Origin of the sequence: Microcystis sp. MC19 (assembly GCF_003019735.1) — a bacterium.
Lineage (GTDB): Bacteria > Cyanobacteriota > Cyanobacteriia > Cyanobacteriales > Microcystaceae > Microcystis.
The window spans coordinates 864771-886201 of the sequence record NZ_CP020664.1 but is presented as its reverse complement, the minus strand read 5'-3'; the positions used below and the strand labels follow the sequence as shown (position 1 = coordinate 886201).

22 protein-coding genes, 1 tRNA gene and 1 pseudogene are annotated in these 21431 nt (G+C 44.7%); 14 read left to right on the top strand and 10 right to left on the bottom strand.

Translation table 11 applies throughout. The annotated features are described in order from the left end of the window. The first annotated feature begins 7 nt into the window (after positions 1-7). The 3 genes and pseudogenes from B5D77_RS04550 to B5D77_RS25715 all read left to right on the top strand — a co-directional run bounded on the left by B5D77_RS04550 (position 8) and on the right by B5D77_RS25715 (position 2626). Positions 8-1495: a DUF3084 domain-containing protein gene (locus tag B5D77_RS04550; RefSeq protein WP_106908358.1), complete on the top strand. Its 1488-nt coding sequence runs from the start codon at positions 8-10 to the stop codon at positions 1493-1495. Positions 1496-1668: 173 nt separating this feature from the next. Beyond that, positions 1669-2173: pseudogene (locus tag B5D77_RS26945) on the top strand (DUF4277 domain-containing protein); the annotation flags it as partial. A 291-nt stretch (positions 2174-2464) separates the two neighbouring features. Next, positions 2465-2626: a hypothetical protein gene (locus B5D77_RS25715; RefSeq protein ID WP_008202489.1), complete on the top strand. Its 162-nt coding sequence runs from the start codon at positions 2465-2467 to the stop codon at positions 2624-2626. Between the two features lie 254 nt (positions 2627-2880). Here B5D77_RS25715 and B5D77_RS04540 read toward each other — a convergent pair whose 3' ends face one another. The 9 genes from B5D77_RS04540 to B5D77_RS04500 form a co-directional block, all read right to left on the bottom strand. Then, positions 2881-3216: a ribulose bisphosphate carboxylase small subunit gene (locus tag B5D77_RS04540; RefSeq protein WP_002741682.1), complete on the bottom strand. Its 336-nt coding sequence runs from the start codon at positions 3214-3216 to the stop codon at positions 2881-2883. A 15-nt stretch (positions 3217-3231) separates the two neighbouring features. After that, complete coding sequence (locus tag B5D77_RS04535) at positions 3232-3630, bottom strand: chaperonin family protein RbcX (RefSeq protein WP_002732424.1); 399 nt, start codon at positions 3628-3630, stop codon at positions 3232-3234. Positions 3631-3760: 130 nt separating this feature from the next. After that, entirely contained in the window at positions 3761-5176 is a 1416-nt protein-coding gene (locus tag B5D77_RS04530) for a form I ribulose bisphosphate carboxylase large subunit (RefSeq protein ID WP_002753365.1), read from the bottom strand. A 550-nt stretch (positions 5177-5726) separates the two neighbouring features. Then, positions 5727-6389: a hypothetical protein gene (locus B5D77_RS04525; protein ID WP_008202481.1), complete on the bottom strand. Its 663-nt coding sequence runs from the start codon at positions 6387-6389 to the stop codon at positions 5727-5729. Between the two features lie 131 nt (positions 6390-6520). Next, positions 6521-8479, bottom strand: a complete 1959-nt coding sequence (locus tag B5D77_RS04520; RefSeq protein WP_106908356.1) for a ribulose bisphosphate carboxylase small subunit — start codon at positions 8477-8479, stop codon at positions 6521-6523. A 70-nt stretch (positions 8480-8549) separates the two neighbouring features. Then, positions 8550-8861 carry a EutN/CcmL family microcompartment protein gene (locus B5D77_RS04515; RefSeq protein ID WP_002734360.1) on the bottom strand — a complete coding sequence of 104 codons (312 nt, stop codon included), beginning with the start codon at positions 8859-8861 and terminating at the stop codon, positions 8550-8552. A gap of 32 nt (positions 8862-8893) precedes the next feature. Further along, positions 8894-9235: a carbon dioxide-concentrating mechanism protein CcmK gene (locus B5D77_RS04510; RefSeq protein WP_002733426.1), complete on the bottom strand. Its 342-nt coding sequence runs from the start codon at positions 9233-9235 to the stop codon at positions 8894-8896. A gap of 66 nt (positions 9236-9301) precedes the next feature. Next, entirely contained in the window at positions 9302-9613 is a 312-nt protein-coding gene (locus B5D77_RS04505) for a carbon dioxide-concentrating mechanism protein CcmK (RefSeq protein WP_002734613.1), read from the bottom strand. Positions 9614-10579: 966 nt separating this feature from the next. Continuing rightward, positions 10580-10864, bottom strand: a complete 285-nt coding sequence (locus B5D77_RS04500; protein ID WP_002741693.1) for a Nif11-like leader peptide family natural product precursor — start codon at positions 10862-10864, stop codon at positions 10580-10582. Positions 10865-10908: 44 nt separating this feature from the next. On the opposite strand from B5D77_RS04500, the gene B5D77_RS25710 reads away from it, so the two are divergent. The 3 genes from B5D77_RS25710 to B5D77_RS04485 all read left to right on the top strand — a co-directional run bounded on the left by B5D77_RS25710 (position 10909) and on the right by B5D77_RS04485 (position 13132). Further along, positions 10909-11142, top strand: coding sequence for a hypothetical protein (locus tag B5D77_RS25710; protein WP_008202467.1), 234 nt, complete (start codon positions 10909-10911; stop codon positions 11140-11142). 102 nt (positions 11143-11244) lie between these two features. Continuing rightward, positions 11245-12585 (top strand): tRNA (N6-isopentenyl adenosine(37)-C2)-methylthiotransferase MiaB, encoded by a 1341-nt coding sequence (gene miaB, locus B5D77_RS04490; RefSeq protein WP_008202465.1) that lies wholly within the window; start codon positions 11245-11247, stop codon positions 12583-12585. A 160-nt stretch (positions 12586-12745) separates the two neighbouring features. Then, positions 12746-13132: a DUF2358 domain-containing protein gene (locus B5D77_RS04485; RefSeq protein WP_106908355.1), complete on the top strand. Its 387-nt coding sequence runs from the start codon at positions 12746-12748 to the stop codon at positions 13130-13132. 9 nt (positions 13133-13141) lie between these two features. Here B5D77_RS04485 and B5D77_RS04480 read toward each other — a convergent pair whose 3' ends face one another. Further along, entirely contained in the window at positions 13142-14554 is a 1413-nt protein-coding gene (locus tag B5D77_RS04480) for a DUF697 domain-containing protein (protein ID WP_106908354.1), read from the bottom strand. A gap of 177 nt (positions 14555-14731) precedes the next feature. Between B5D77_RS04480 and rpmG the strand changes: the two genes are divergently transcribed. From rpmG to ilvN, 8 genes are all read left to right on the top strand, one after another. Then, positions 14732-14926, top strand: a complete 195-nt coding sequence (gene rpmG, locus B5D77_RS04475; RefSeq protein WP_002734724.1) for a 50S ribosomal protein L33 — start codon at positions 14732-14734, stop codon at positions 14924-14926. Between the two features lie 40 nt (positions 14927-14966). Beyond that, the gene (gene rpsR, locus B5D77_RS04470) at positions 14967-15182 is read left to right on the top strand and encodes a 30S ribosomal protein S18 (RefSeq protein WP_002770735.1); all 216 of its coding nucleotides are present in this window, start codon (positions 14967-14969) and stop codon (positions 15180-15182) included. Between the two features lie 402 nt (positions 15183-15584). Then, entirely contained in the window at positions 15585-17813 is a 2229-nt protein-coding gene (locus tag B5D77_RS04465; protein ID WP_008202455.1) for a GAF domain-containing protein, read from the top strand. A gap of 76 nt (positions 17814-17889) precedes the next feature. After that, positions 17890-17962, top strand: a tRNA-Phe gene (locus B5D77_RS04460). 433 nt (positions 17963-18395) lie between these two features. Further along, positions 18396-19139, top strand: a complete 744-nt coding sequence (locus tag B5D77_RS04455) for a HEAT repeat domain-containing protein (RefSeq protein WP_008202453.1) — start codon at positions 18396-18398, stop codon at positions 19137-19139. Then, positions 19123-19740, top strand: a complete 618-nt coding sequence (locus tag B5D77_RS04450) for a flavin prenyltransferase UbiX (protein WP_008202451.1) — start codon at positions 19123-19125, stop codon at positions 19738-19740. Before B5D77_RS04455 ends, B5D77_RS04450 begins: the two co-directional genes overlap by 17 nt. 411 nt (positions 19741-20151) lie before the next feature. After that, positions 20152-20766 carry a hypothetical protein gene (locus tag B5D77_RS04445; RefSeq protein WP_008202449.1) on the top strand — a complete coding sequence of 205 codons (615 nt, stop codon included), beginning with the start codon at positions 20152-20154 and terminating at the stop codon, positions 20764-20766. Between the two features lie 136 nt (positions 20767-20902). Further along, complete coding sequence (ilvN, locus tag B5D77_RS04440) at positions 20903-21427, top strand: acetolactate synthase small subunit (protein ID WP_002743360.1); 525 nt, start codon at positions 20903-20905, stop codon at positions 21425-21427. The last annotated feature ends 4 nt before the right edge of the window (positions 21428-21431 follow it).

The window sequence follows — 21431 nt, the reverse complement described above, 5'->3', positions numbered from 1 at the left end:
ATTCTGGATGACTAGCGCTTATATTTTGGTTTTGGCCATCGTGGTTTTAGGTGGTCTGATAGCGGCGGTTGGCGATCGCATAGGGAGCCGTATCGGTAAGAAAAGGATGCGTTTATTTAATCTGCGTCCGAAACAAACCGCAACTTTGATGACGATTGTAACGGGAATTTTTATCGCCGGTTCCACTTTAATTGTCTTGTTTGCTTCTAGTAAATCCCTGCGTCAAGGAGTTTTTGAACTGGATCGTCTTTTAAATGAACGTCGTGCCGCTATTAAGGATTTGGAAAGTCAGGTCAGAGAAACCACCGAACAAAAAAATCAGGTGGAAAAGGCGTTAAAAACGGCTAAAAGTGAACAGATAGCCGTGCAGAAACGTCTGGAGGTTCTTAATAAAAATTATCAAGCTTCTCGTCAACGTTTGCGATTAGTTTCTGGACAGTTGGAAAAGTTTCGTAAGGAAGTGGCTAATTTAAATAATGAACGAGTCATTTTAACTAATCAAAAGGCACAGTTAACCAGTCAAAGGGATCAATTGTCCCAACAAAAATCAATTCTTTCTAGTCAGATCAATCAACTACAAACCACCGTTCAAGTTAGAGATAAAGAGTTGGCTAATCAACAAAAGTTATTAACAACCAGACAAGCGCGACTTCAACAGTTGGAAACCCAACAAAAAACCCTACAGCTAGAAATTGATCGTCGGGATCAACGTATTGGAGAACTCGATAGCTCGATCATCGATAAAAATTTAGCTTTGGAACAGCGCGAGGGAAAATTAAAAGATTTAGAAACCCAAATGGCTTTTCTTAAGCGGGAAGTGGAAGTTTTAGAACAATACTATCAAACCTATCAAGAATTGCGGGAAAAACAGATCGCTATTTTCCGGGGACAGGTGTTATCTTTTGGAGCTTTTCGTATTGTTGATCCCCAAGCTATTGTCGCTGTTATCGATAAGTTATTGCGAGAAGCGAATATAAATGCTATCCGCGCCACCCAACCGAATCAGCCTAATTTTGACCAGCGTTTAGTTAAGATCACAAAAGCACAGGTAGAACAGTTAAGTCAACAATTACAGGACGGTAAAGAATATGTGGTGAGAATTCTTTCAGCAGGTAATTATGTACTAGGAGAAACCGAGATTCGTGTCTTTGCTGATGTGGTTCCCAATCAAAGAGTTTTTGAGGAGAAACAGGTAATCGCTGCCGTTTCCATCGATCCCCAAAATATGACAGAAGAAGACCTACAAAAGCGCTTAGATTTACTCTTAGCATCGGCTCAATTCCGCGCTAGAAGTGCGGGAGTTTTAGGGTCAATTCAAGTGGAAGATGGGTTATTAACTACGGTAGTTAACTTTATTGGTCAAGTCAAAAAGTCGGGTAATTCTATCGAGACACTTGAGGCAATTGCCGCTAGTAAAACTAATACTGCTGGTCCCTTAACTTTGCGTTTGGTAGCGGTAAAAGATGGTAAAATTGTTTTTAGTACGTCTTCTTAAAACCTAGATTCCGCACTTCAGTTTGTAACAGAAAACGTTACCAACAAGTTGAAAGACTAACTGAATATAAATACTCAGAATTTCCTTGACCAAAACATGAGATAATGGAAAAAGTATTAATGATCGAAAAAACATAAGAAATGTCTCCTTCAGAAGAAATACAAATTTAAAATATCGACCATTTAGGAATATTGGCAGGACTAATTGATGAAATAGGAATAGTCGCAGTAATCAATGGAAAACTAGGTGTTGATAAAAGAGAAAAAATTAGTTCGGAACAAGTCTTAAAAGCCATGATTCTCAATGGCTAGGAATGGTATCACGCCCCTGGTATTTATTTAGTCAATTTTTTGAAGACAAAGCTGCATAAAAATTATTAGGAGATGAGATTAAGATTAAAAGTGAATATTTAAACGATGATAAAATTGGTAGATTCATGGAGGAAATTCATCAAATAGTGGAGATGGAAATGAATCAGATAAAGCCGTATTTGACCAGATATTAGTAGAGTTCAAGAGACAAGCAAATTTAGATATTATAATGGTAGCAGATAGGGCATTATATAGTCAAGAAAACCTGAAAATAATAGAGAATTAGAACTGGATAACCAGAGTACCATTAACTATTAAAAAGACCAAAGAATTAATTCAATCTCTATCAATAGAATCACTAAAAGACCTAGAAAACCTAGAACCGGTCGAAAAATAACTAATAGTAAAGCTACAGGAAAAAGGCTATAAAAAGAAACAATAGTTAATTATGGGGAAGTAATACTAAATCTTGTTATTAAAAACTGATTATTTATTTCCCCTTTTGCCTCTTGCAGTTCGGCTGAGGTCACGGCCGAAGTCTGTTGCCTTTTGCCTCCCCTCTATAAGTAGCCTATACTCAACGGATTTAGTATATAGCGTTTCTGATTCAGAAGAGGTACATTTCCGATCCTGAACAGCTTAATCGGCAAAGGTTTAAGTGTGCCGCACAGATGCGAGAACCGCTATAAAACAAAGATGGTTAATTGTAGAAAGTGAATCAAGAAAGAAAAGTGATTGGAAAAAACTAGAAGAAAAAATTAAAAAAGAAGAAGCAAAAGCTGAAAAGTTACTCAGGAAATTAGAAAAAGAAGAATTGTAAAATCTAGCGGTCGTTCCAGATAAATTAAATCAGATAAATAAGTTGCTTAAATTAGCCTTAATTAAGGAGGTTTAAGTTATTGAAATAGCTTCACAAGCCAACAAAAAAATATAAATTTACGGGAAAAATTGAACTTAAGAATGAAGAAATAGGCAAAAAAAGACAAGAATCAGGAAGATTTATTTTAGCAACAAAACCAAAAAAGGGAGGTTTAAGAACCCCCCTCAACAGTTAATAATTAGATGACAACCAAATTAGTAGCGGCCAGCATTGGGTTTATGAACAATAAAGCTCATGGTTTGACATTGTTTGATGTTGTCAAAAGCGATAACGCGGATGTAGCAATCAGAATACTCGGTGCGGCACTCGCGAACTTCATTAAGAACTTCTTGGGGGCCAGAAACAGAGAATAAAGGCAGTTTCCACATCGTCCAATGATAATCCGCGGGTTTGGGATCTTTTTCAAATTCCACAGCAGGAATATAACCCTGATCGATCATGTATTGAATTTGTTTAGCAATTTGTTGATCGGTGAGGGGGGGCAAGTAGGAGAGAGTTTCGTAACGCTTCTCTTTAGGTAAAGTTTTCATGGGTTTCTTGATTCCTTATGGGTTGGGTAGATCATCAACATCGAGATTTAATTCCGATGTCTCTGGTTGACTTATAGCAGTACGGGTGAGACGTTCCAAAAGTTGCCGACGATGTTCGGTATTGTCATTAATAATTCCCGTTTTTACCATCTCTGGCAAGAACTCTAAAACCTGTTCGGCTAGATGTTCTCTTACCGTCATGATCCGCAAAACTAACTCTTTATTCTCAGTCATTAACCCGGCAATATAGGCCTCGCCATCCTGAATGGAATGGCTAGAAGTATAGTGACTCAACCAAATAGCCAAAGTCGGATTAGTTTCTGACAATTGATCGATAATCGTGCGAACCGCTTGGTAAGTTAGGTAACTTTGTAAGACTTTCGCGGTATCTTGAACAACTTTTTTCGGATACATTTTATACAGTTTTCAGTTATTGGCTAGACAGTTATCAGTGTTGAAATTCTAGCGACTGCTTCCCGATTTTGGGCAAGTCCCCGGCATTATTTTCCACCGATAACTGCTAACAACCTTCTGAATGGCTGTATTAGAGGGTATCCATAGCCTCGAACTCGAATTTGATTTCTTTCCAGAGTTCGCAAGCGGCAGCCAGTTCAGGACTCCAACGGCAAGCTTCCCGGATAACGTCGTTACCTTCGCGGGCCAAGGAGCGTCCTTCGTTACGAGCTTGGATACAAGCTTCCAGAGCCACACGGTTAGCGGTGGCACCCGGTGCGTTACCCCAGGGGTGGCCGAGGGTTCCACCACCGAACTGTAAGCAGGAATCGTCACCGAAGATTTCCACCAGCGCCGGCATATGCCAAACGTGGATACCACCGGAAGCAACCGGCATTACCCCGGGTAAGGAGGCATAGTCTTGGGTGAAGAAAATACCACGAGCGCGATCTTCTTCTACATAGTCTTCACGCATCAGGTCAACAAAACCCATCGTGATTCCGCGTTCACCTTCGAGTTTACCGACAACGGTTCCCGAGTGCAGGTGATCACCACCAGAGAGACGTAAGCACTTAGCTAAAACGCGGAAGTGGATACCATGATTTTTCTGACGGTCGATAACCGCGTGCATTGCCCGGTGAATGTGGAGCAGTAACCCTTTGTCGCGGCAGAATTTCGCCAGGGTGGTGTTAGCGGTGAAACCACCGGTGAGGTAGTCGTGCATGATGATGGGGGTTTTGATTTCGGCAGCGAATTCAGCCCGTTGCATCATCTGCTCGCAGGTAGGAGCGGTTACGTTGAGGTAATGTCCTTTAACTTCGTTGGTTTCTGCTTGGGATTTAACGATCGCCTCTTGGACAAAGAGGAAACGATCGCGCCAACGCATGAAGGGTTGAGAGTTAATATTTTCGTCGTCTTTGGTGAAGTCTAAACCACCGCGGAGACATTCATAAACGGCACGACCGTAGTTTTTAGCGGAAAGGCCGAGTTTGGGTTTGATGGTGCAACCGAGTAAGGGGCGACCGTATTTGTTTAATTTGTCCCGTTCAACGGTGATACCGTGGGGAGGACCTTGGAAGGTTTTGATTAAAGCGACGGGGAAACGGATATCTTCTAACCGGAGACCGCGTAGAGCTTTGAAACCGAAAACGTTACCAACGATCGAGGTGAGGATGTTGGTGACGGAACCTTCTTCAAATAGATCTAAAGGATAGGCAACGAAACAGAAGAACTGGTTATCTTCGTTGGGTACGGGTTCGATATCATAACAACGGCCTTTATAGCGATCGAGGTCGGTTAAGTTATCGGTCCAAACGGTGGTCCAGGTACCTGTGGAAGATTCCGCCGCTACTGCCGCACCTGCTTCTTCAGGAGGAACTCCTGGTTGGGGTGTTACCCGGAAGCAAGCTAGTAGATCGGTATCTTTGGGGGTGTAGTCGGGGGTGTAGTAGGTCAGGCGGTAGTCTTTTACGCCGGCCTGGAAACCTTTGGATTTGGCTTGCACCATTGGGATTATTCCTCCATAAACTGCATGATTAGTCGCACCTGTAAAATCTCGCCGTCAACCGACATAGATTTTTCTTAAGCTCCTGTCCCCTGCTGCTAGGAGCGAAGTTAGGGAGCAATTTTCACTAATGTTTTTTTCAACTGATCATCTTAACACGAACTTTATCCTATTCTGATCATTTTTTTTCTCTATCCCTAAAATTTTGATTGTTTTTTTTTCTCGAGGCGATTAGTTTCTTTAATCTGTCGTCATCTAACTTTGACAATCTCTACAAAAACACAAAAAAATCAACAAAAATTTACCTGATTGACACACAGAAACTTCTGCTCATCAGGCTTTGAGCGATTAAAACTACTCCTTAATTGAGGAAAATTATCAATAATTACAACCTCAAAAAATGTCGGCAATCGCTAAATATTAATGGGATTTCTAAGCAATTATACCCAGTACCTAGAGGACAGTTAGACAGCCGTGAACTCTAGATAAATTAGGTCTAATTACTCAGTAATTATTGTTGAGATTTTTGGCTTGTGAACGATTATTTTCCCCTTCAAGAATTATGGTTATTGTTGCCATTAAAACGATGACGTTCTGGAAATAGCGTGACCAATAACTGATTGATATAGACCTTTCCGACCACCGATGCTTGATTCGGTCGGTTAGTAGTAGATGCTTGTTCTCTGGTTTCCGGAGGACTGGCCTCGGCGACCATTTCCTCGCTATCCCAAGGACTGGCCACGGTTTCGGCGACCACTTCCTCCATGGACGGGACTGGGGACACTTGACTGACTACGGGTTCCGGTTCCGGTAAAGGGGGTCTTTCCGGTTCCGATGGGGTCGCTGACACCTCGATGGTAATTTGACGGGAAGTATCTCCGATCAGGGAGCCAGACGGTACGAGCGACATCGCAGCCACAGAAGCATTAAAAATCGTTGTGGTTGACCCGATACAGGCATTTTCACCGATTTCACCCCGACCGACGACGAGAACACCTGTACCTAAAATTGCTCCCGCACCGATAGCAATCACACCCTGATAGGCGGTTAAAATTGTTCCCATACCCAGGCAAGCACCCGCACCGATAATTATTTGGCTATTGGGGGCTGCTCGGAGAATCACCCCCGGAGCCACGATCGCACTCTCATCAATGGTTACATCACCATTGACATAGAATTCCGAGCGGCTAATAGGTTGAACGGGGGGTAAGGACATAATTGACAGTTACTCAGTGATCAGTGATCAGTGAGCGGGGGTTAGGGGGTAGGAGTTAGAGTTTCCGGTATTTTTCCCGGTCTGCCAACACCTAACACCTATCTCCCTTCACCGATCGCCGAGTCCTGAAATTAAGGGCGTTGAATAATCGATTCGAGAACACGACGTTTCGCTTGGGAGTCAATCCCGATCAGACGAACGTATTCCCCTTGATGGTCGCGCAGACAGGTTTCTAAAGCGGCCACCACATCGGATTCGCGACTGCTCTCGATCGGGGTGCAGCTTTGCCAAGAACTGGTTTTAAAACGACGTTTATCCGCGTGTTCGGCCCCGATTTTGTGACCTTGGTTCAATAAAGAGCGAATTTGAGTGATCGTTTCCGCAGTTAAGGTACTGGTTAAAGTGGCAGTACCGCCGCCAGAAGAACCAGAAGCATAGCTTTTGAAACTCGGTTCAGCAACGGTGGCGGTTTTACCGTTGCCATTACTGGCCACCGAACCATCGGGACGCTGGATCACCGTTTCTAAAACCCGTTTTTTGGCTTTAGCATCGATACCGAGTAAGCGGACGTATTCGCCGCTATGCTCGCGTAAACAATCTTCCAAAGCAGTAATTACATCAGATTCGCGATTGCTTTCGATCGGGGCGCAACTCTGCCAAGAACTGGTTTTAAACCGGCGTTTATCCGCGTGTTCGGTGCCGATTTTGTAGCCTTGGGCGAGCAGGGAACGAATTTGAGCGATCGTTTCCCCACTTAAGCTACCACTGCTGCTATAACTGGCTCCGTTACTAGCGGGGGCGCTGTAGCTGCTGGCTTTGCCGCTGCCGTTACTAGCGGGGGTGCCGCCGGGGCGGTGAATAATCATTTCGACGACGCGTTTTTTCGCGTGCGGGTCGATCCCGATCAGGCGGACGTACTCATCGCTATTTTCAGTCACGATCGCTTCGATATCGCGAATGATGCCCGCTTCGCTCTTGGTTTCGATCGCAGGTCCAGTTAACCAAGAACTGGTTTTAAACCGGCGTTTATCCGCGTGTTCGGTGGCGATTTTCAGTCCTTGGGCGAGCAGGGAACGCACTTGTACGGACAGGTCGGAATGGCCGTTACCGTTGCCATGACCGCCGTGGACGGCGGTGGTGGTGCGGGCCGGTTCTCCCGGGGTGTCTTCGGGGCGTTGGATAATCATTTCCAGTATGCGCCGTTTAGCGGCGGGATCGACTCCGATCAGGCGGACGTATTCGCCTTGTAGGTCTCTCAGGGAGGCTTCTAGGGATTGGGATACCTGTTCTTCGCGGCTGCCGTCGATAAAGCCGGCACTTAACCAAGAACTGGTTTTAAAGCGGCGTTTGTCAGCGTATTCGATGCCGATCTTGTAGCCTTGGGAGAGGAGGGAGCGAACCTGCGCTCGAATGTTTGTATTTAAACTCATAGGTGTCACCGAATTTCTATATAGCGTCTCATTAGCGATGTTTATAGCGGCTGCTGGTGCAGGAGTCGCTGGGCTGTGGGCTTTGACCGCGACGCTGGGGGCGAGGTCGATATCGACAATGTGACGAGTGAAGGCTCGATCGATTTCTGTGACATCGGGTAAGCGGTCGGCCTGTTGTTGACTGGTGATCACGGAACCGGATGGCACGAATTTACCGGCGGGGATTTCCACGTCTTGAACGAGGGCGTGCATCATGACGATGCAATCGGCACCGATGCGGGCATTAAAGACGGTGGAGCGAAAACCGATAAAACAGCGATCGCCCACATAGGCGGGCCCGTGAATGAGTGCCATGTGGGTGATACAGCTGCCCCGGCCGATCCACACCGAATATTCTCGGCCGTCATCTCCCACCACACGGCTTTTTTCTAAACCGTGGATGATTGCTCCGTCCTGAATTTTGCTGTCGTCGCCAATGTGAAAGGGGGTTCCTTCATCGGCGCGGATGGAAGTCCCCGGAGCGATCACCACTCGCGCCCCGATCTCGATAGCACCACTGAGGTTAGAGAAGGTGTGGACTTTGGCACTCTCGTCTATGCGCGTTTCCTCTGGGGATTTGGTCCGCTTTTTCGGACTAGCCGCCGTTGTGCGGACGACCATAGTTAGTCTTCCTCCATACTGAATTTGGCTGGCTGGTTGTTAATTAACTGTGTTTGGGTCCTATCGATTTCTAACCGGATTGACGAAATTCGTCTCTCTTGCTGTAGAGGGTGCGATTTTCTACGGTTATAGTGTCAATAATCCCCACCACCATCGCGTCAAGGGGGCGATTGTTCTGCCCGTCTTCGATACGAGCCGCTCCTCCCCGGGACACTAGCACCCATTCATTAAGCCCCGCTCCGACAATATCACCCGCTACTTCGTATTTAGGCAAAAGTTGCCCCTGTGCGTCGATGAATTGCAAAAGCAGAAGTTTCACTCCCGTCATACTGCGCGGTTTCAGGGTGCTAACGACGGTTCCGCAAACTTTGGCAATTTGCATGGAATTTGTTTACACTAAAAGTTAGTTGCGCTCTAGATTCGTCTTAAAGGTTGTGGGTTAACACTTTCACGAAACTGTTCCACGGCTTCTGTATAACGAATGGGAAGAACGTATTCGAGGTTTTCGTGGGGACGGGCGATGATGTGGGTCGAGAGGACTTGACCACCTTTAACACGATTAGATGCCGCTTCTGTCCCCGCCGATACGGAGGCCTGTACCTCCGAAACGTCTCCTCGGACGATGACGGTGACGCGACCACTACCAATTTTTTCGTAACCTACTAGGGTTACGCGGGCGGCTTTTACCATGGCATCAGCCGCCTCGACAACGGCTGGGAAACCCAAGGTTTCCACCATGCCCACTGCAATTGACATAATATTTTTGTCTCCTAATGGTTGGCTTTCTTCGACTCTATAGATGCTGACCCCGATCAACGGTGTTTAATAGCTGCGGAATTGCTCTACTTCTTCGGTGTAGCGAATGGGCAGCACGTATTCGAGGTTTTCGTGGGGACGAGCGATGATATGGGTAGATAGCACTTGTCCTCCGTTAACCCGGTTGGCGTTTTCCACTCCGGCAGCCACAGAAGCTTGCACTTCTGAAACGTCTCCCCGGACGATGACAGTGACGCGACCACTACCGATCTTTTCGTAACCCACTAGAGTCACCCTGGCGGCCTTGACCATGGCATCGGCCGCTTCCACAACGGCGGGAAATCCTAGGGTTTCAATCATTCCTACTGCAATTGGCATTTTTTTGTTCCTCGCTTGTCAAGCCAAACTAAACTATTAATCTCGTTAGCGTTATCAATTTTGTTTCAGTCAAATTCTTTCCTTGTTACTTTTCCTGCTCTAGCTTTGGTGGCAGTCGGGATCGTGGCAAGGTGGGTAAGACCATCCTGAATTTTATCTCGATCGTGACCGTTTTCATCCACTAATTTTATTTTCTAGGGCTGGTTGGTAAAAATTTGACGAGTCAGGCAAAATTATCAACCTAAAAAAAGCATAGGAAACTATGACACCTTTGACAATATAAAACATTATGATTATTTCTCATCTTCACGTTAACGAAAGTTAATCATTCCCTCCCTTCACCCATCAGCCTCAGCAATTATCGGGAGATTTAAAGCGAAAACCCTTGCTAAGAACGGATTTTCGCTTTAACTTCTCTCTTGGCGGCTTGCTTGTCTTTGCCAGATTTATTGGCAGATAAAAGCCTATTTTTCGCTGATTTTGGCTTTTTTATAATTTTTTTATACTATATACGGCTGGGGTGGGGAGTGGGGTGAGGGGAGTGGGAATTATAAATTATGAATTATGAATTATGAATTGGGAGCATTCCAATTTTGCCATAAGCAATTGTACTTAGATGCGAAATGCTTAGATGGCAAGCCTTTTCGGTAGTTCTGGGAATTATAAATTATGAATTATGAATTATGAATTGGAAGCATTCCAATTTTGCCATAAGCAATTGTACTTAGATGCGAAATGCTTAGATGGCAAGCCTTTTCGGTAGTTCTGGGAATTATAAATTATGAATTATGAATTATGAATTGGGAGCATTCCAATTTTGCCATAAGCAATTATACTTAGACGCGAAATGCTTAGTGGGATGCTCCCTATGAATTGGGGAGAGAGGGGAGCCTTTTTCAGTGATCAGTAAACAGTGAAATCAAAACTCACCTCTGATCACTGGTAACTGATCACTGATGACTGATTCTAGCGATCGATCTCGCCTTCGTAGGGTTGAACACCGATCGAGGGATAATTATCGTGGTTAGGACTGAAAACTTCTAACACTGCATGGGCCAACTTTTGGAAAAAGTCGGGACTCTCGTGCAAGGATTTAAGTGCCGCTTCTAATTCAGGACGGGAGAAATCGAAGCCTTGGGAGCGAGCTATCTCTAGTAATTGCTGAGGATCTTGGGTTGAGCGCATTTTTTGACCTAATTCTTCGTTTTTGGCGGCTAAGGCGAAGAAATCGAACACTTGATTTTTAGACATATAAATACTTTTCCTTTGATGATTAAAGGTGTGGCCTCGGCGGCGTGGAGGTTAAACTGCCTAGTTATGGTTTATTTTTATCCTACCAGTCAGGAGATATCCTCAAAGCAAAAGTTTCGTTTTTATTTGCTTGTATGGCTGAGTATGCTTTTTCTGGGGAGTGGCAAGTGGGAATTATGAATTATGAATTGAGGAGTGGGGGTGTGGGGAAGTGGGGAAGTGGGGTGTGGAGTGTGGGGACAATAAATAAAAATAATCTCCTGAATCCTGACTCCTGAATCCTGACTCCTGAATCCTGCCGACCGCCGACCGCTTCTTTCAAGTCAGAGAATAAATAGCCTAAAATAGAAACCTGCACTCTTGTTTCTGTAGCCAGCATCATGAATAAATCCCCACGTCGTTACCATATCACCACCTTTGGTTGTCAGATGAATAAAGCTGACTCCGAACGCATGGCGGGTATTTTAGAAGATTTGGGGTTTCAATGGTCCGAGGATGCCAACGAAGCCGATTTAATCCTCTACAATACCTGTACAATTCGCGATAATGCCGAACAGAAAGTATATTCCTATCTCGGCAGACAGGCTAAACGCAAACAAACTCAACCCGACCTTACTCTAGTGGTCGCTGGCTGCGTGGCCCAACAGGAAGGGGAACAATTATTAAGACGGGTTCCCGAAGTGGATTTAATTATCGGTCCCCAACACGCCAACCGTTTGGGAGACTTATTACAACAAGTTTTTGACGGTTCCCAGGTGGTGGCCACCGAACCCATCCACATCATGGAAGATATCACCAAACCGCGCCGGGATAGTAATATTACCGCTTGGGTAAACGTCATCTATGGTTGTAATGAACGCTGTACCTATTGTGTGGTTCCGGGGGTGCGTGGGGTGGAACAATCTCGCACTCCTGCGGCAATTCGAGCAGAAATGGAACAATTAGGACAACAGGGTTATAAAGAAATCACCCTTTTAGGTCAAAATATCGATGCCTACGGACGGGATTTACCCGGAGTGACGGCAAGCGGCCGACATCTGCACAATTTCACCGATTTACTCTACTACATTCACGATGTGGCCGGTATTGAACGTCTCCGTTTTGCCACCAGTCACCCCCGCTATTTTACCGAACGTTTAATTAAAGCTTGTCAGGAATTACCTAAAGTTTGTGAACATTTTCATATCCCTTTTCAATCGGGGGATAATGATGTTCTCAAGGCGATGAAACGGGGCTATACTCAGGAAAAATACCGACAAATTATTGCTAATATTCGCGATTTAATGCCGGATGCTGCCATTAGTGCCGATGCGATTGTCGGATTCCCCGGAGAAACAGAGGCACAGTTCGAGAATACTTTAAAATTAGTCGATGAGATTGGTTTTGATCAATTGAATACGGCGGCCTATTCTCCCCGTCCAGGCACTCCGGCCGCTATTTGGGATGATCAATTAAGTGAGCAGGTAAAAAGCGATCGCCTACAAAGATTAAATCATTTAGTGGCCACCAAAGCCGCCGAACGTTCCCAAAGATATTTAGGCAGAATTGAGGAAATTTTAGTGGAAGACGTTAACCCTAAAGATGCTAGTCAAGTTATGGGAAGAACTGGAGGTAATCGCTTAACTTTCTTTACCGGAAATATTGAGGAATTGCGAGGCAAATTTGTTAAGGTTAAAATTACCGAAGTCCGTCCCTTTAGTTTGACGGGAGTGATCTTTTAAGTAGTGGTGCAAAATAAATTTCTTGGTTAGGAGAGGCAATAGGCAATAGGCAAAAGGTAGTTAAATATGTGTAACTAATTTTGCTTAGGTACTTAATAGTTAACAGTGACCCCTCAGCAGCGAAAAAAGACAATAGCTATCGGGAATAATTGGGTATTTTATGGATATTATCGCTATTTTGCAGCAAGATTATCAAAGATTTCCCCTCGATCAAACCTATGATATTTATGCTGATGACGTTTATTTTCAAGACCCTCTCAATCAATTTCGGGGGATTAAACGCTATCGGGAAATGATTGGTTTTATGGGTCAATGGTTCCAAGCTATCAAGATGGATGTCCACGCAATTGAACATCAGGGAAATATTATTAATACCCGTTGGACATTGCACTGGATAACTCCTTTACCTTGGCGGCCTCGCATCGCTATTTCTGGACGCAGTGAATTAACTCTCGATGACAATAATCTGATTATTTCCCATATCGATTATTGGGATTGTTCACGCTGGGATGTGCTGCGTCAGCATTTATCTTTTCCCAGTTCTTAACTACATTTTTTAACCAGAAAATGCCGACCAACGAGCGCTCGTTTGCTTGACAAAATCCTGTAAAAATGCTAGGCGTTGATTTTGTTCCCAGACCTGTTTAACTTTATTCTGCAAACTCGTCCAATTCCAATCATTATTCAGTTGCTCGTTAATTTCCTGTTCTTGGAAATATTCAACTAAACTTAAACCTGCTAAACGAGTTAGATAGGCTGCCCCGATTCCCTGTACTGTACCACCGGCGATATAAGTAATCGCATTTCCCTTGAGAATTGTTCCCAATGCCTGAGTTGTCACCTCTACCATACCCAATTGTACCATCATTTTTCCCAGGGTAGTCATAGCTGTTTTTGCTTGTTCAAGGGACATTTTTTGTTGATAAATTGCCCCTAAATCCACTAACATTTGAGCGTTAGTAGCTGCTGCTAAAACTAAATCTAGGGCCGCAAGAGGATTAGCAAAAGTGGCAGTAGCGGCTATCCATTGGTATTGTTCGATAACAGGTAAAGCCTTTTTGCGTCGGGATTGATTGAGTAATTGTTTGGTTTCCTTGGCTAATTCTAGCGCTTGTCTCCAGATAGTTCCGAGAACTAATTCCTGCTTTTCTTGTTCGATAATTTGTCGGAGATGATTGTCTAAAGGAGCGATAACCACGGTTTGGGGTTCCGTCCATTCCTTGATTTCTCCATTGCTTTGATGTTGACGAACTTTTAGGGGTTCAGGGGCAGCAGCTATGGCTAAAATATGATGAGCGGGAATAGTTTCTTTTAGTCTTTGTTTCAGGGAAAGGAGTATTTCTTCTCTGGTTTCGGCAGGTAAACGATCCTGTTTATTCAGTAACAGAATAACACGCTGGTGCATTCGATCGAATTGCTGGAGGATTTGCCATTCGGAATCGGTTAAATCCCCATTGATCAGATACAAAACTAAGTCAGCTGCTAGGGCCTTTTTCTGGTTAGCGGTGGAGTCGAGAGTTAGAAGCGGTTCCGTTTCCAGAAAAGCGATAGATTCCCCAAAGTTGCCGCTTTCTAGTAGTTTTTTTAAGGCAGTTTTACCAGTTTTTCTCGCACCGGTAATGGCAATTTTCAGGTCTTGGCGACTAAATTCTTGATTTAATTGGGTTAAAGTGGTTTTGAGAGGGGTTAAGTCTTGATCGGGGTCTTCTTTGGCCAGATAATTAATTATCTGCTCGGCCTTGCCAATCCCTTGTTTAACCTTTTCTAGACTCAGGGGACTGGGGGGGGAAAAATCGGTTTTCGCATTGGGTTTTTGCCAAAACCAGATACCGGCACCAACAGCAATCGCACCGAAAATACCCCAGGAACCAATTTCGCTCACTGTACTATTGAGACTTTCCCCCAGGGTGAAAGCAATGGTAATACCTATCCCCGTCACTAAAATCGGTTTACCCAATCTTACCGTCATTTTTCCTGATCCTCGCCAACTGCTCTGATTATTCTAGCTTTTTTGTGCTGGATTTCATCCCCAACTCAACTTTTTAGCCGACAGTTCCCCTGGTTCGTCCAGGCTGCTCTTGCCTAAAAGGACCCAGATATGTCATAATGATCGATTGCGTGTAAATTTACCCGATCCCCTGTTGTTATGGCTAGTAAAAAAGGCGTTCGCCTAATCATCACTGTAGAATGCACGGAATGCCGCAGTAATCCCGATAAGCGTACCCCCGGCGTTTCTCGCTACACCACCAGCAAAAACCGTCGCAATACCACCGGCAGACTGGAAATCAAGAAATACTGTCCCCACTGCAATAAGCACACCGTCCACAAGGAAATTAAGTAAACACACTTTAGTTAAAAAGTCAAGCAATCTTTACAAATCTATGAGCTACTATCGTAAACGTCTTTCTCCCATCTCCCCCAGTCAACCGATTGACTACAAAGACACCGAACTCCTCCGCAAATTTATCACCGAACGCGGCAAAATTTTGCCGAGACGTATCACTGGTTTAACTTCTAAACAACAGCGAGATTTAACGGAAGCGGTAAAACGGGCCCGTTTAATGGCTTTATTGCCTTTTGTCAATCAAGAAGCCTAAATTCAGTAATCAGTGATCAGTAATCAGTAATCAGTGAACAGTGATCGCTGAAAATAACACATATAAGTAATAGGACAAAATTAACTTCTTGGTGAGGATAGGCACTCATGGAAGAAGTAATTGGATATGTGTAATTAATTGTATCTAGCTACTTAACTTAAAACTTAAACCTGATAACTGATAACTGGTCACTGATAACTGATAACTGATCACTGATAACTGATAACTGATCTCAGTATATTGGGGTTGCTTTCTCGTTTTTGCAAAGAAATATATCGGAATCGGCAGCGGATCGGAAAATTCGTGCGAGGATCTTAAGAAATTGTTAAATACCTCTAGGAGTAGCCGACGATTTTGTGATTATCGATCCAAATCCACCAATTAGCACAAGGGGAGGCTCTTATGGAAAAGCAGCCATCAGCAATCGATACCGAGTTAGATGGACAGCCACAAGAGGAGGATTCCGAGCAGTTTCTGCGTAGTATATTCAATTCCGTGCAAGCGTCGATTTTTGTGGTGGACGTGCTGGAAAATAGAGACTTTCGCTATGTGGGAGCAAACCCCGTTCATGAACGCTGGACAGGATTGCGCTCATCAGAGATTAAAGGAAAAACCCCCGAACAAATCCTTCCCCCCGATGATGCGCGTAGTGTGCGGCAACACTACAGTGATTGTGTGCGTTACGGAACGACTATTTCCTACGAACAGTATTTACCTTTTCAAAATATACCCTACTGGTGGCTAACGACTCTAACACCCCTACGGGATGACAATGGCTGCATCTATCGTTTAGTGGGAACCAGTACCAATATCACCGAACGCAAACAGGCCGAAGAAGCTTTAAGATTACAAGCAGAACGGGAACAACTACTGGGGGTAATGCAGGAAAGAATCCGGCAATCGTTGGATCTTGATCGCATTTTGCAAAGAACCGTTAAAGAAGTGCGACAATTTCTTAACTGCGATCGAGTGTTAATTTATCGTTTATTCCCCGATCGTAGTGGCATGATTGTGGTGGAATCCCATACTGGGAGGATTAATTCTGTCTTAGGAAACAGGATATTAGATCCCTGTTTTAATTTATCCCCAGAACGTCTGGAAAATTATCGCCGTGGCAGGATTCAAGTGATTGAAAATGTCCATAATTCGGGACTTGATCCCTGTTATCGCAACTTACTCACCTCTTTACAAGTACAGGCTAACCTGGTGGTGCCGATTATCTGCGATAACCAACTCTGGGGGTTACTAATTGCCCAAAATTGCCAAAAAACTCGCCCTTGGCAATCCCAAGAAATCGATCTGCTCAAACAATTAGCCATTCAAGTGGGAATTGCCATTCAACAAGCAGAACTACACCAACGGGTAAAATGCTTGAATACTGCTCTAGAATCGGAGGTTCAGCAAAGAACCGCCGAATTGCAGATGACTTTGAAGTATGAAGCATTAATCGGACGGATTACCGAAAAAATTCGCGATAGTCTCGATGAAAATCATATTTTGCAAACTACCACTAGGGAATTAGTGCAGGTTTTACCCGTAGAACGGGCCCAAATTGAGCTTTATGATCCCAGTCGCAGCAAAGCCACCATTGTCCACGAATATACCAATCAAGAGCTTATCTGTCAGGGAATTACTCGTCAAATTAGCGATTTTCCCGAAATCTATCAACCGCTGCTGCACAAACAAATTTTACAATTTGTCGATCATCTTCCCCTTGACAATCGGCAAATTTGTCGTGTTAACCGTTGCGCTTGTGCTATCTTTGATGATCAGGGCTTTTTGGGCAATCTTTGGCTAATTCGACCGGCTAATCAGATTTTTAACTCCTTAGAAACTAATTTGATTCAACATATTGCCACCGAATGTGCGATCGCTATTCGACAGGCGCGACTTTACGAATCTTCCCAAGCACAAGTGCGGGAATTAGAAAAACTGGAAAGATTAAAAAGCGAATTCCTGAAAACCCTTTCCCATGAACTGCGAACCCCGATTACCAGCATTCGTCTAGCGGTGGAAACCCTAGAAAGTCTCCTAGAATATCAAGGAATCGAGATCGATCCAGAGGATTCGATCGGTCAACTGTTGCAAATTCTTAACATTGAATCTCAACGTCAGAGCAAGTTAGTTAATGATCTGTTGACTTTAACCTATCTGGATGCGGAAAGCGAACCCCCAGCGATCGAAGCGATCGACTTACTTTCTTGGCTACCCTTATTAGTGGAACCTTTTCGCACTCTCACCCGCGAGCGACAACAGCAGTTAATTGTAGATATAGATGGGGACATACCGGAGATTAATACCAGTCTGTGTGATATCGAGCGCATCATAGCGGAATTACTAACCAATGCTTCCAAATATACCCCAGAACAAGGGATAATTAGGGTAGATGTCTGGCGTGCGGACGAGCAAATATTAATTAGTGTGAGTAATTCAGGTGTAGAAATCGCCCCAGAAGAGTTATCAAAGATATTCGCCCCTTTTTATCGCATTCCTCACCAAGATCCCTGGCGCTACAGTGGCACGGGTTTGGGTTTAGCTTTGGTCCGCCAACTGATTAAACCCCTGAATGCCACCATCGATGTCACCAGTGCCAATGCTGTCACCACTTTTACCCTCACCTTGCCAATCTAGTCGAGCGGAAAACTTTTTAGAAAAAAACCTTGCAATTATTTCGAGGGCGTGCTATATTGAGAAAGGACAAAAAAAAGCCGAGATAGCTCAGTTGGTAGAGCAGAGGACTGAAAATCCTCGTGTCCGCGGTTCAAATCCGCGTCTTGGCATCGCAAAAAAACGAAAATCTGCCCTGTATTTACTTTCTATTCTGCTAGGTTTTGTAAATGCAGCTGACTGTCTTAGGTTTGGTGGGTAAAATGTATTCTAAGATACAGTCTTGCGGGCGAACGACTGGAACGAACTACTCCAGACACAAAGGACACAAAGATTGATCGCTACTATATCAGTTAAACTTATCACACAAAGAATAGGAGAGCCTGCAGCCTTTCTCGTCAAGATGAAGTGTAACCTAATTTGGTAAGCTAAAAGCTTTGATGTACTTAGTTTCTGACCTTGTTTTTAGGTGGGAGAATTGCCAGATTCTTTCTTTTGCCTGTTGCCTGTTGCCTATCTTCACTAGGAAATTAATTTTGCACGACTACTTACTTTTTGATTTTGGGCTTGACGTAAGCGGTCACGGATTAAGATAATCTAACAAGTATGTACGACAATGAAATCCTAGACTCTAGCAACTCCTTAAATAATCCTCTCGATGGGAGCGATCCGAATCAAGCAGCGGAAATCCCCCCCGATCCGGAGGAAATGCTCTCATTGCTTACTTCTGCTCATCTGAGCGAGAGGATGATCGCGGCCCGCGCCTTTTGTGAATTGCGTGACGAAAGAGCGATCGCCCCGTTACTGGAGATGTTAAACGATGTCTGTCCCTTAGTGCGTGTCAGTGTCGCCTACGCTTTGGGCAGAAATCCCAGTCTTAGCGCCGTGGAGCCTTTAATCGATTTACTGGCCAGAGATTGGAATGGTTACGTCAGAAAAGGGGTAGTTTGGGCCCTGGGTAACTGTGGTGATCGCAGAGCGATCAATCCTTTGGTTCACGCTCTCAAAACCGATATTTCGGCGGTGCGATTATGGGCCGCCAGTAGTTTGGCCCAGATTGCCAAGGTCAATTATGAAGATATCATCACCGTGTTGCCGCCTTTAATTGAAGGATTGCGCCGAGATTTAATCGCAGCCGTGCGGAGTAATTGCGCTTGGTCGATCGGTCAATTATGCCGAGAATTGCCCTTCAATGTGATTTATGCCACGGCGATCGATGCTTTAATCGAGGCCTTGGTGGAAGATGAGGATTTAGGTGTCAAGGAGGATGCGAGAGGTGCTTTATTAAAAGTGGGCGACCCAAGAGGATTACAATTGATCGAGGAATTAGAGCTTGAAGGAATTATCTAAACCGCTAATTTTGGGCGTTACGGGGGCATCAGGGCTGATTTATGCCGTGCGTACCCTCAAATATCTACTTTTAGCCGACTACACGATCGATCTAGTGGCTTCCAAATCAGCTTACACTGTCTGGCAAGCGGAAGATCAGACGCGGATGCCTCCAGAACCAGAGCTGCAAGAACAATTTTGGCGCAGCCAATGTGGGGTGATGGAAGGGGGAAAACTACGCTGTCATCGTTGGGGTGATGTGGGAGCAACGATCGCCAGTGGTTCCTATCGCACCCTTGGCATGGTAATTATTCCCTGTAGCATGAGTACAGTGGCCAAATTAGCGGGGGGATTAAGTTCCGATTTGCTAGAAAGAGCGGCCGATGTGCAGATTAAGGAGGGCAGAAAATTGGTTTTAGTACCGCGAGAAACCCCCTTTAGTTTAATTCATCTGCGTAATTTAACCACTTTAGCTGAGGCAGGCGTTAGAATTGTGCCAGCAATACCGGCATGGTATCACCATCCCCAATCGATCGAGGATTTGGTCGATTTTGTCATCGCTCGTACTCTCGATCAGTTAGATATCGATTGTGTGGCCATTAATCGCTGGCAAGGACATTGACAGTGATCAGTGATCAGTGATCAGTTATCAGTTATCAGTTATCAGTGGATAGTGGACAGTGGTTAGTGGGAAAGCATCTCATTTATGCAAGTGAGTAATTATACTTATCCATAAAACTGGTTTCTAGCAAGACTTTCAAAATAGCTTGACATAAAAACCTGATTTAGGGGTTACAAAGGTGAGATGCTCCCGTGGTTAGTTAGTGGTTAGGGACCTGCGCTTTGATAATGTACCTTTTGGGCGAATGCAGTTCGCCCCTACATTGTGGACAAAATCCGTTACTGTAGGGGCGCAAAGCTTGCGCCCTCCGATCGATTGGGATATTATTCCCACGCAAGTCCCTTAGTGATTGATCACTGATCACTGTTTACTGATCACTGTTTACTGATCACTGAATCAAGGGAGGTAAAAATGGGCTGGATAATGGTCTTATTTGCGATCGCTGTAGGCGGATTACTGATCTGGCAGAATCTGACGGTGATCACTTTGGTCTTTTTTGGCGGTATGATGACGGTAAAACTGCCCCTAGCGGTCTGGGTGTTACTTTTCACCCTAGCGGGAATTATCAGTGGTTTAACCCTGCAATTTCTCTATAGTTTTGGTCGTCCTTTGGCTGCCCCAAAAGCCTCCCCTCGTATAGCGAATAATCCTACAGTCCCACCCCCATCTCCCCGACCTAGCTATATTCAAGATACTGCTGCTTCTGCACGGGGTAACGATTGGGAAAGAGAGAGCGGTGATGATTGGAATTTTGATCCACCCCCCGAACAACCGACCACCATTCAGGATCGGGAAGAATTCTCGCCTAGGCTTGCCGATGAGGAAAAAGCAAATTTTGTCAAGCCTCCAAGTGACAGTTCTAAAACTGGCACGGTTTATTCTTATAGTTACCGCACAGCCAAACAGACTCGCGGGGAAAAGGCCGATCAAGTGTACGATGTCAATTATCGGATTATTACGCCCCCCGCCCAGGATCAAAACCAAGATCGGGAGGTAAACAAAGGGGATGACGAGGATTGGATTTAACTTTCCCTTCGACGTAGCTCAGGGCCAGGACAGAGTAGAGGTTCCTTCCTACCCAAATCCCTCCGAGAAGACAAACTGTTGTGGCCTTGCCTCCTGTCTTACAATGGGGAAATCTAGGTTGTGTAGATAGATCGCCATGAAACACACATTATCCGTATTAGTTGAAGATGAAGCAGGAGTCTTAACCCGTATTGCTGGATTGTTTGCCCGTCGGGGCTTTAATATTGAAAGTCTGGCCGTGGGTCCTGCCGAACAGATGGGAGTTTCTCGGATTACGATGGTAGTACCAGGAGACGAGGACAGTATCGAACAGTTAACCAAACAACTTTACAAGTTAATTAACGTCCTCAAGGTGCAGGATATCACCCAAACCCCTTGTGTGGAAAGGGAATTAATGCTGATTAAAGTTAATGCTACCGCCGAGCGCCGGGCCGAAGTGATCGAATTAGCGCAGGTATTCCGGGCGCGAATTGTGGATATTTCCGAGGAAACCCTGACCATCGAAGTGGTGGGGGATCCGGGTAAAATGGTGGCGATTATGCAAATGCTGAATAAATTTGGCGTTCGCGAGGTGGCCCGTACCGGTAAAATTGCTCTGATTCGCGAGTCGGGAGTCAATACGGAATACCTGAAAGCTTTAGAGGCTAAAATGGCAATTTAGGGAT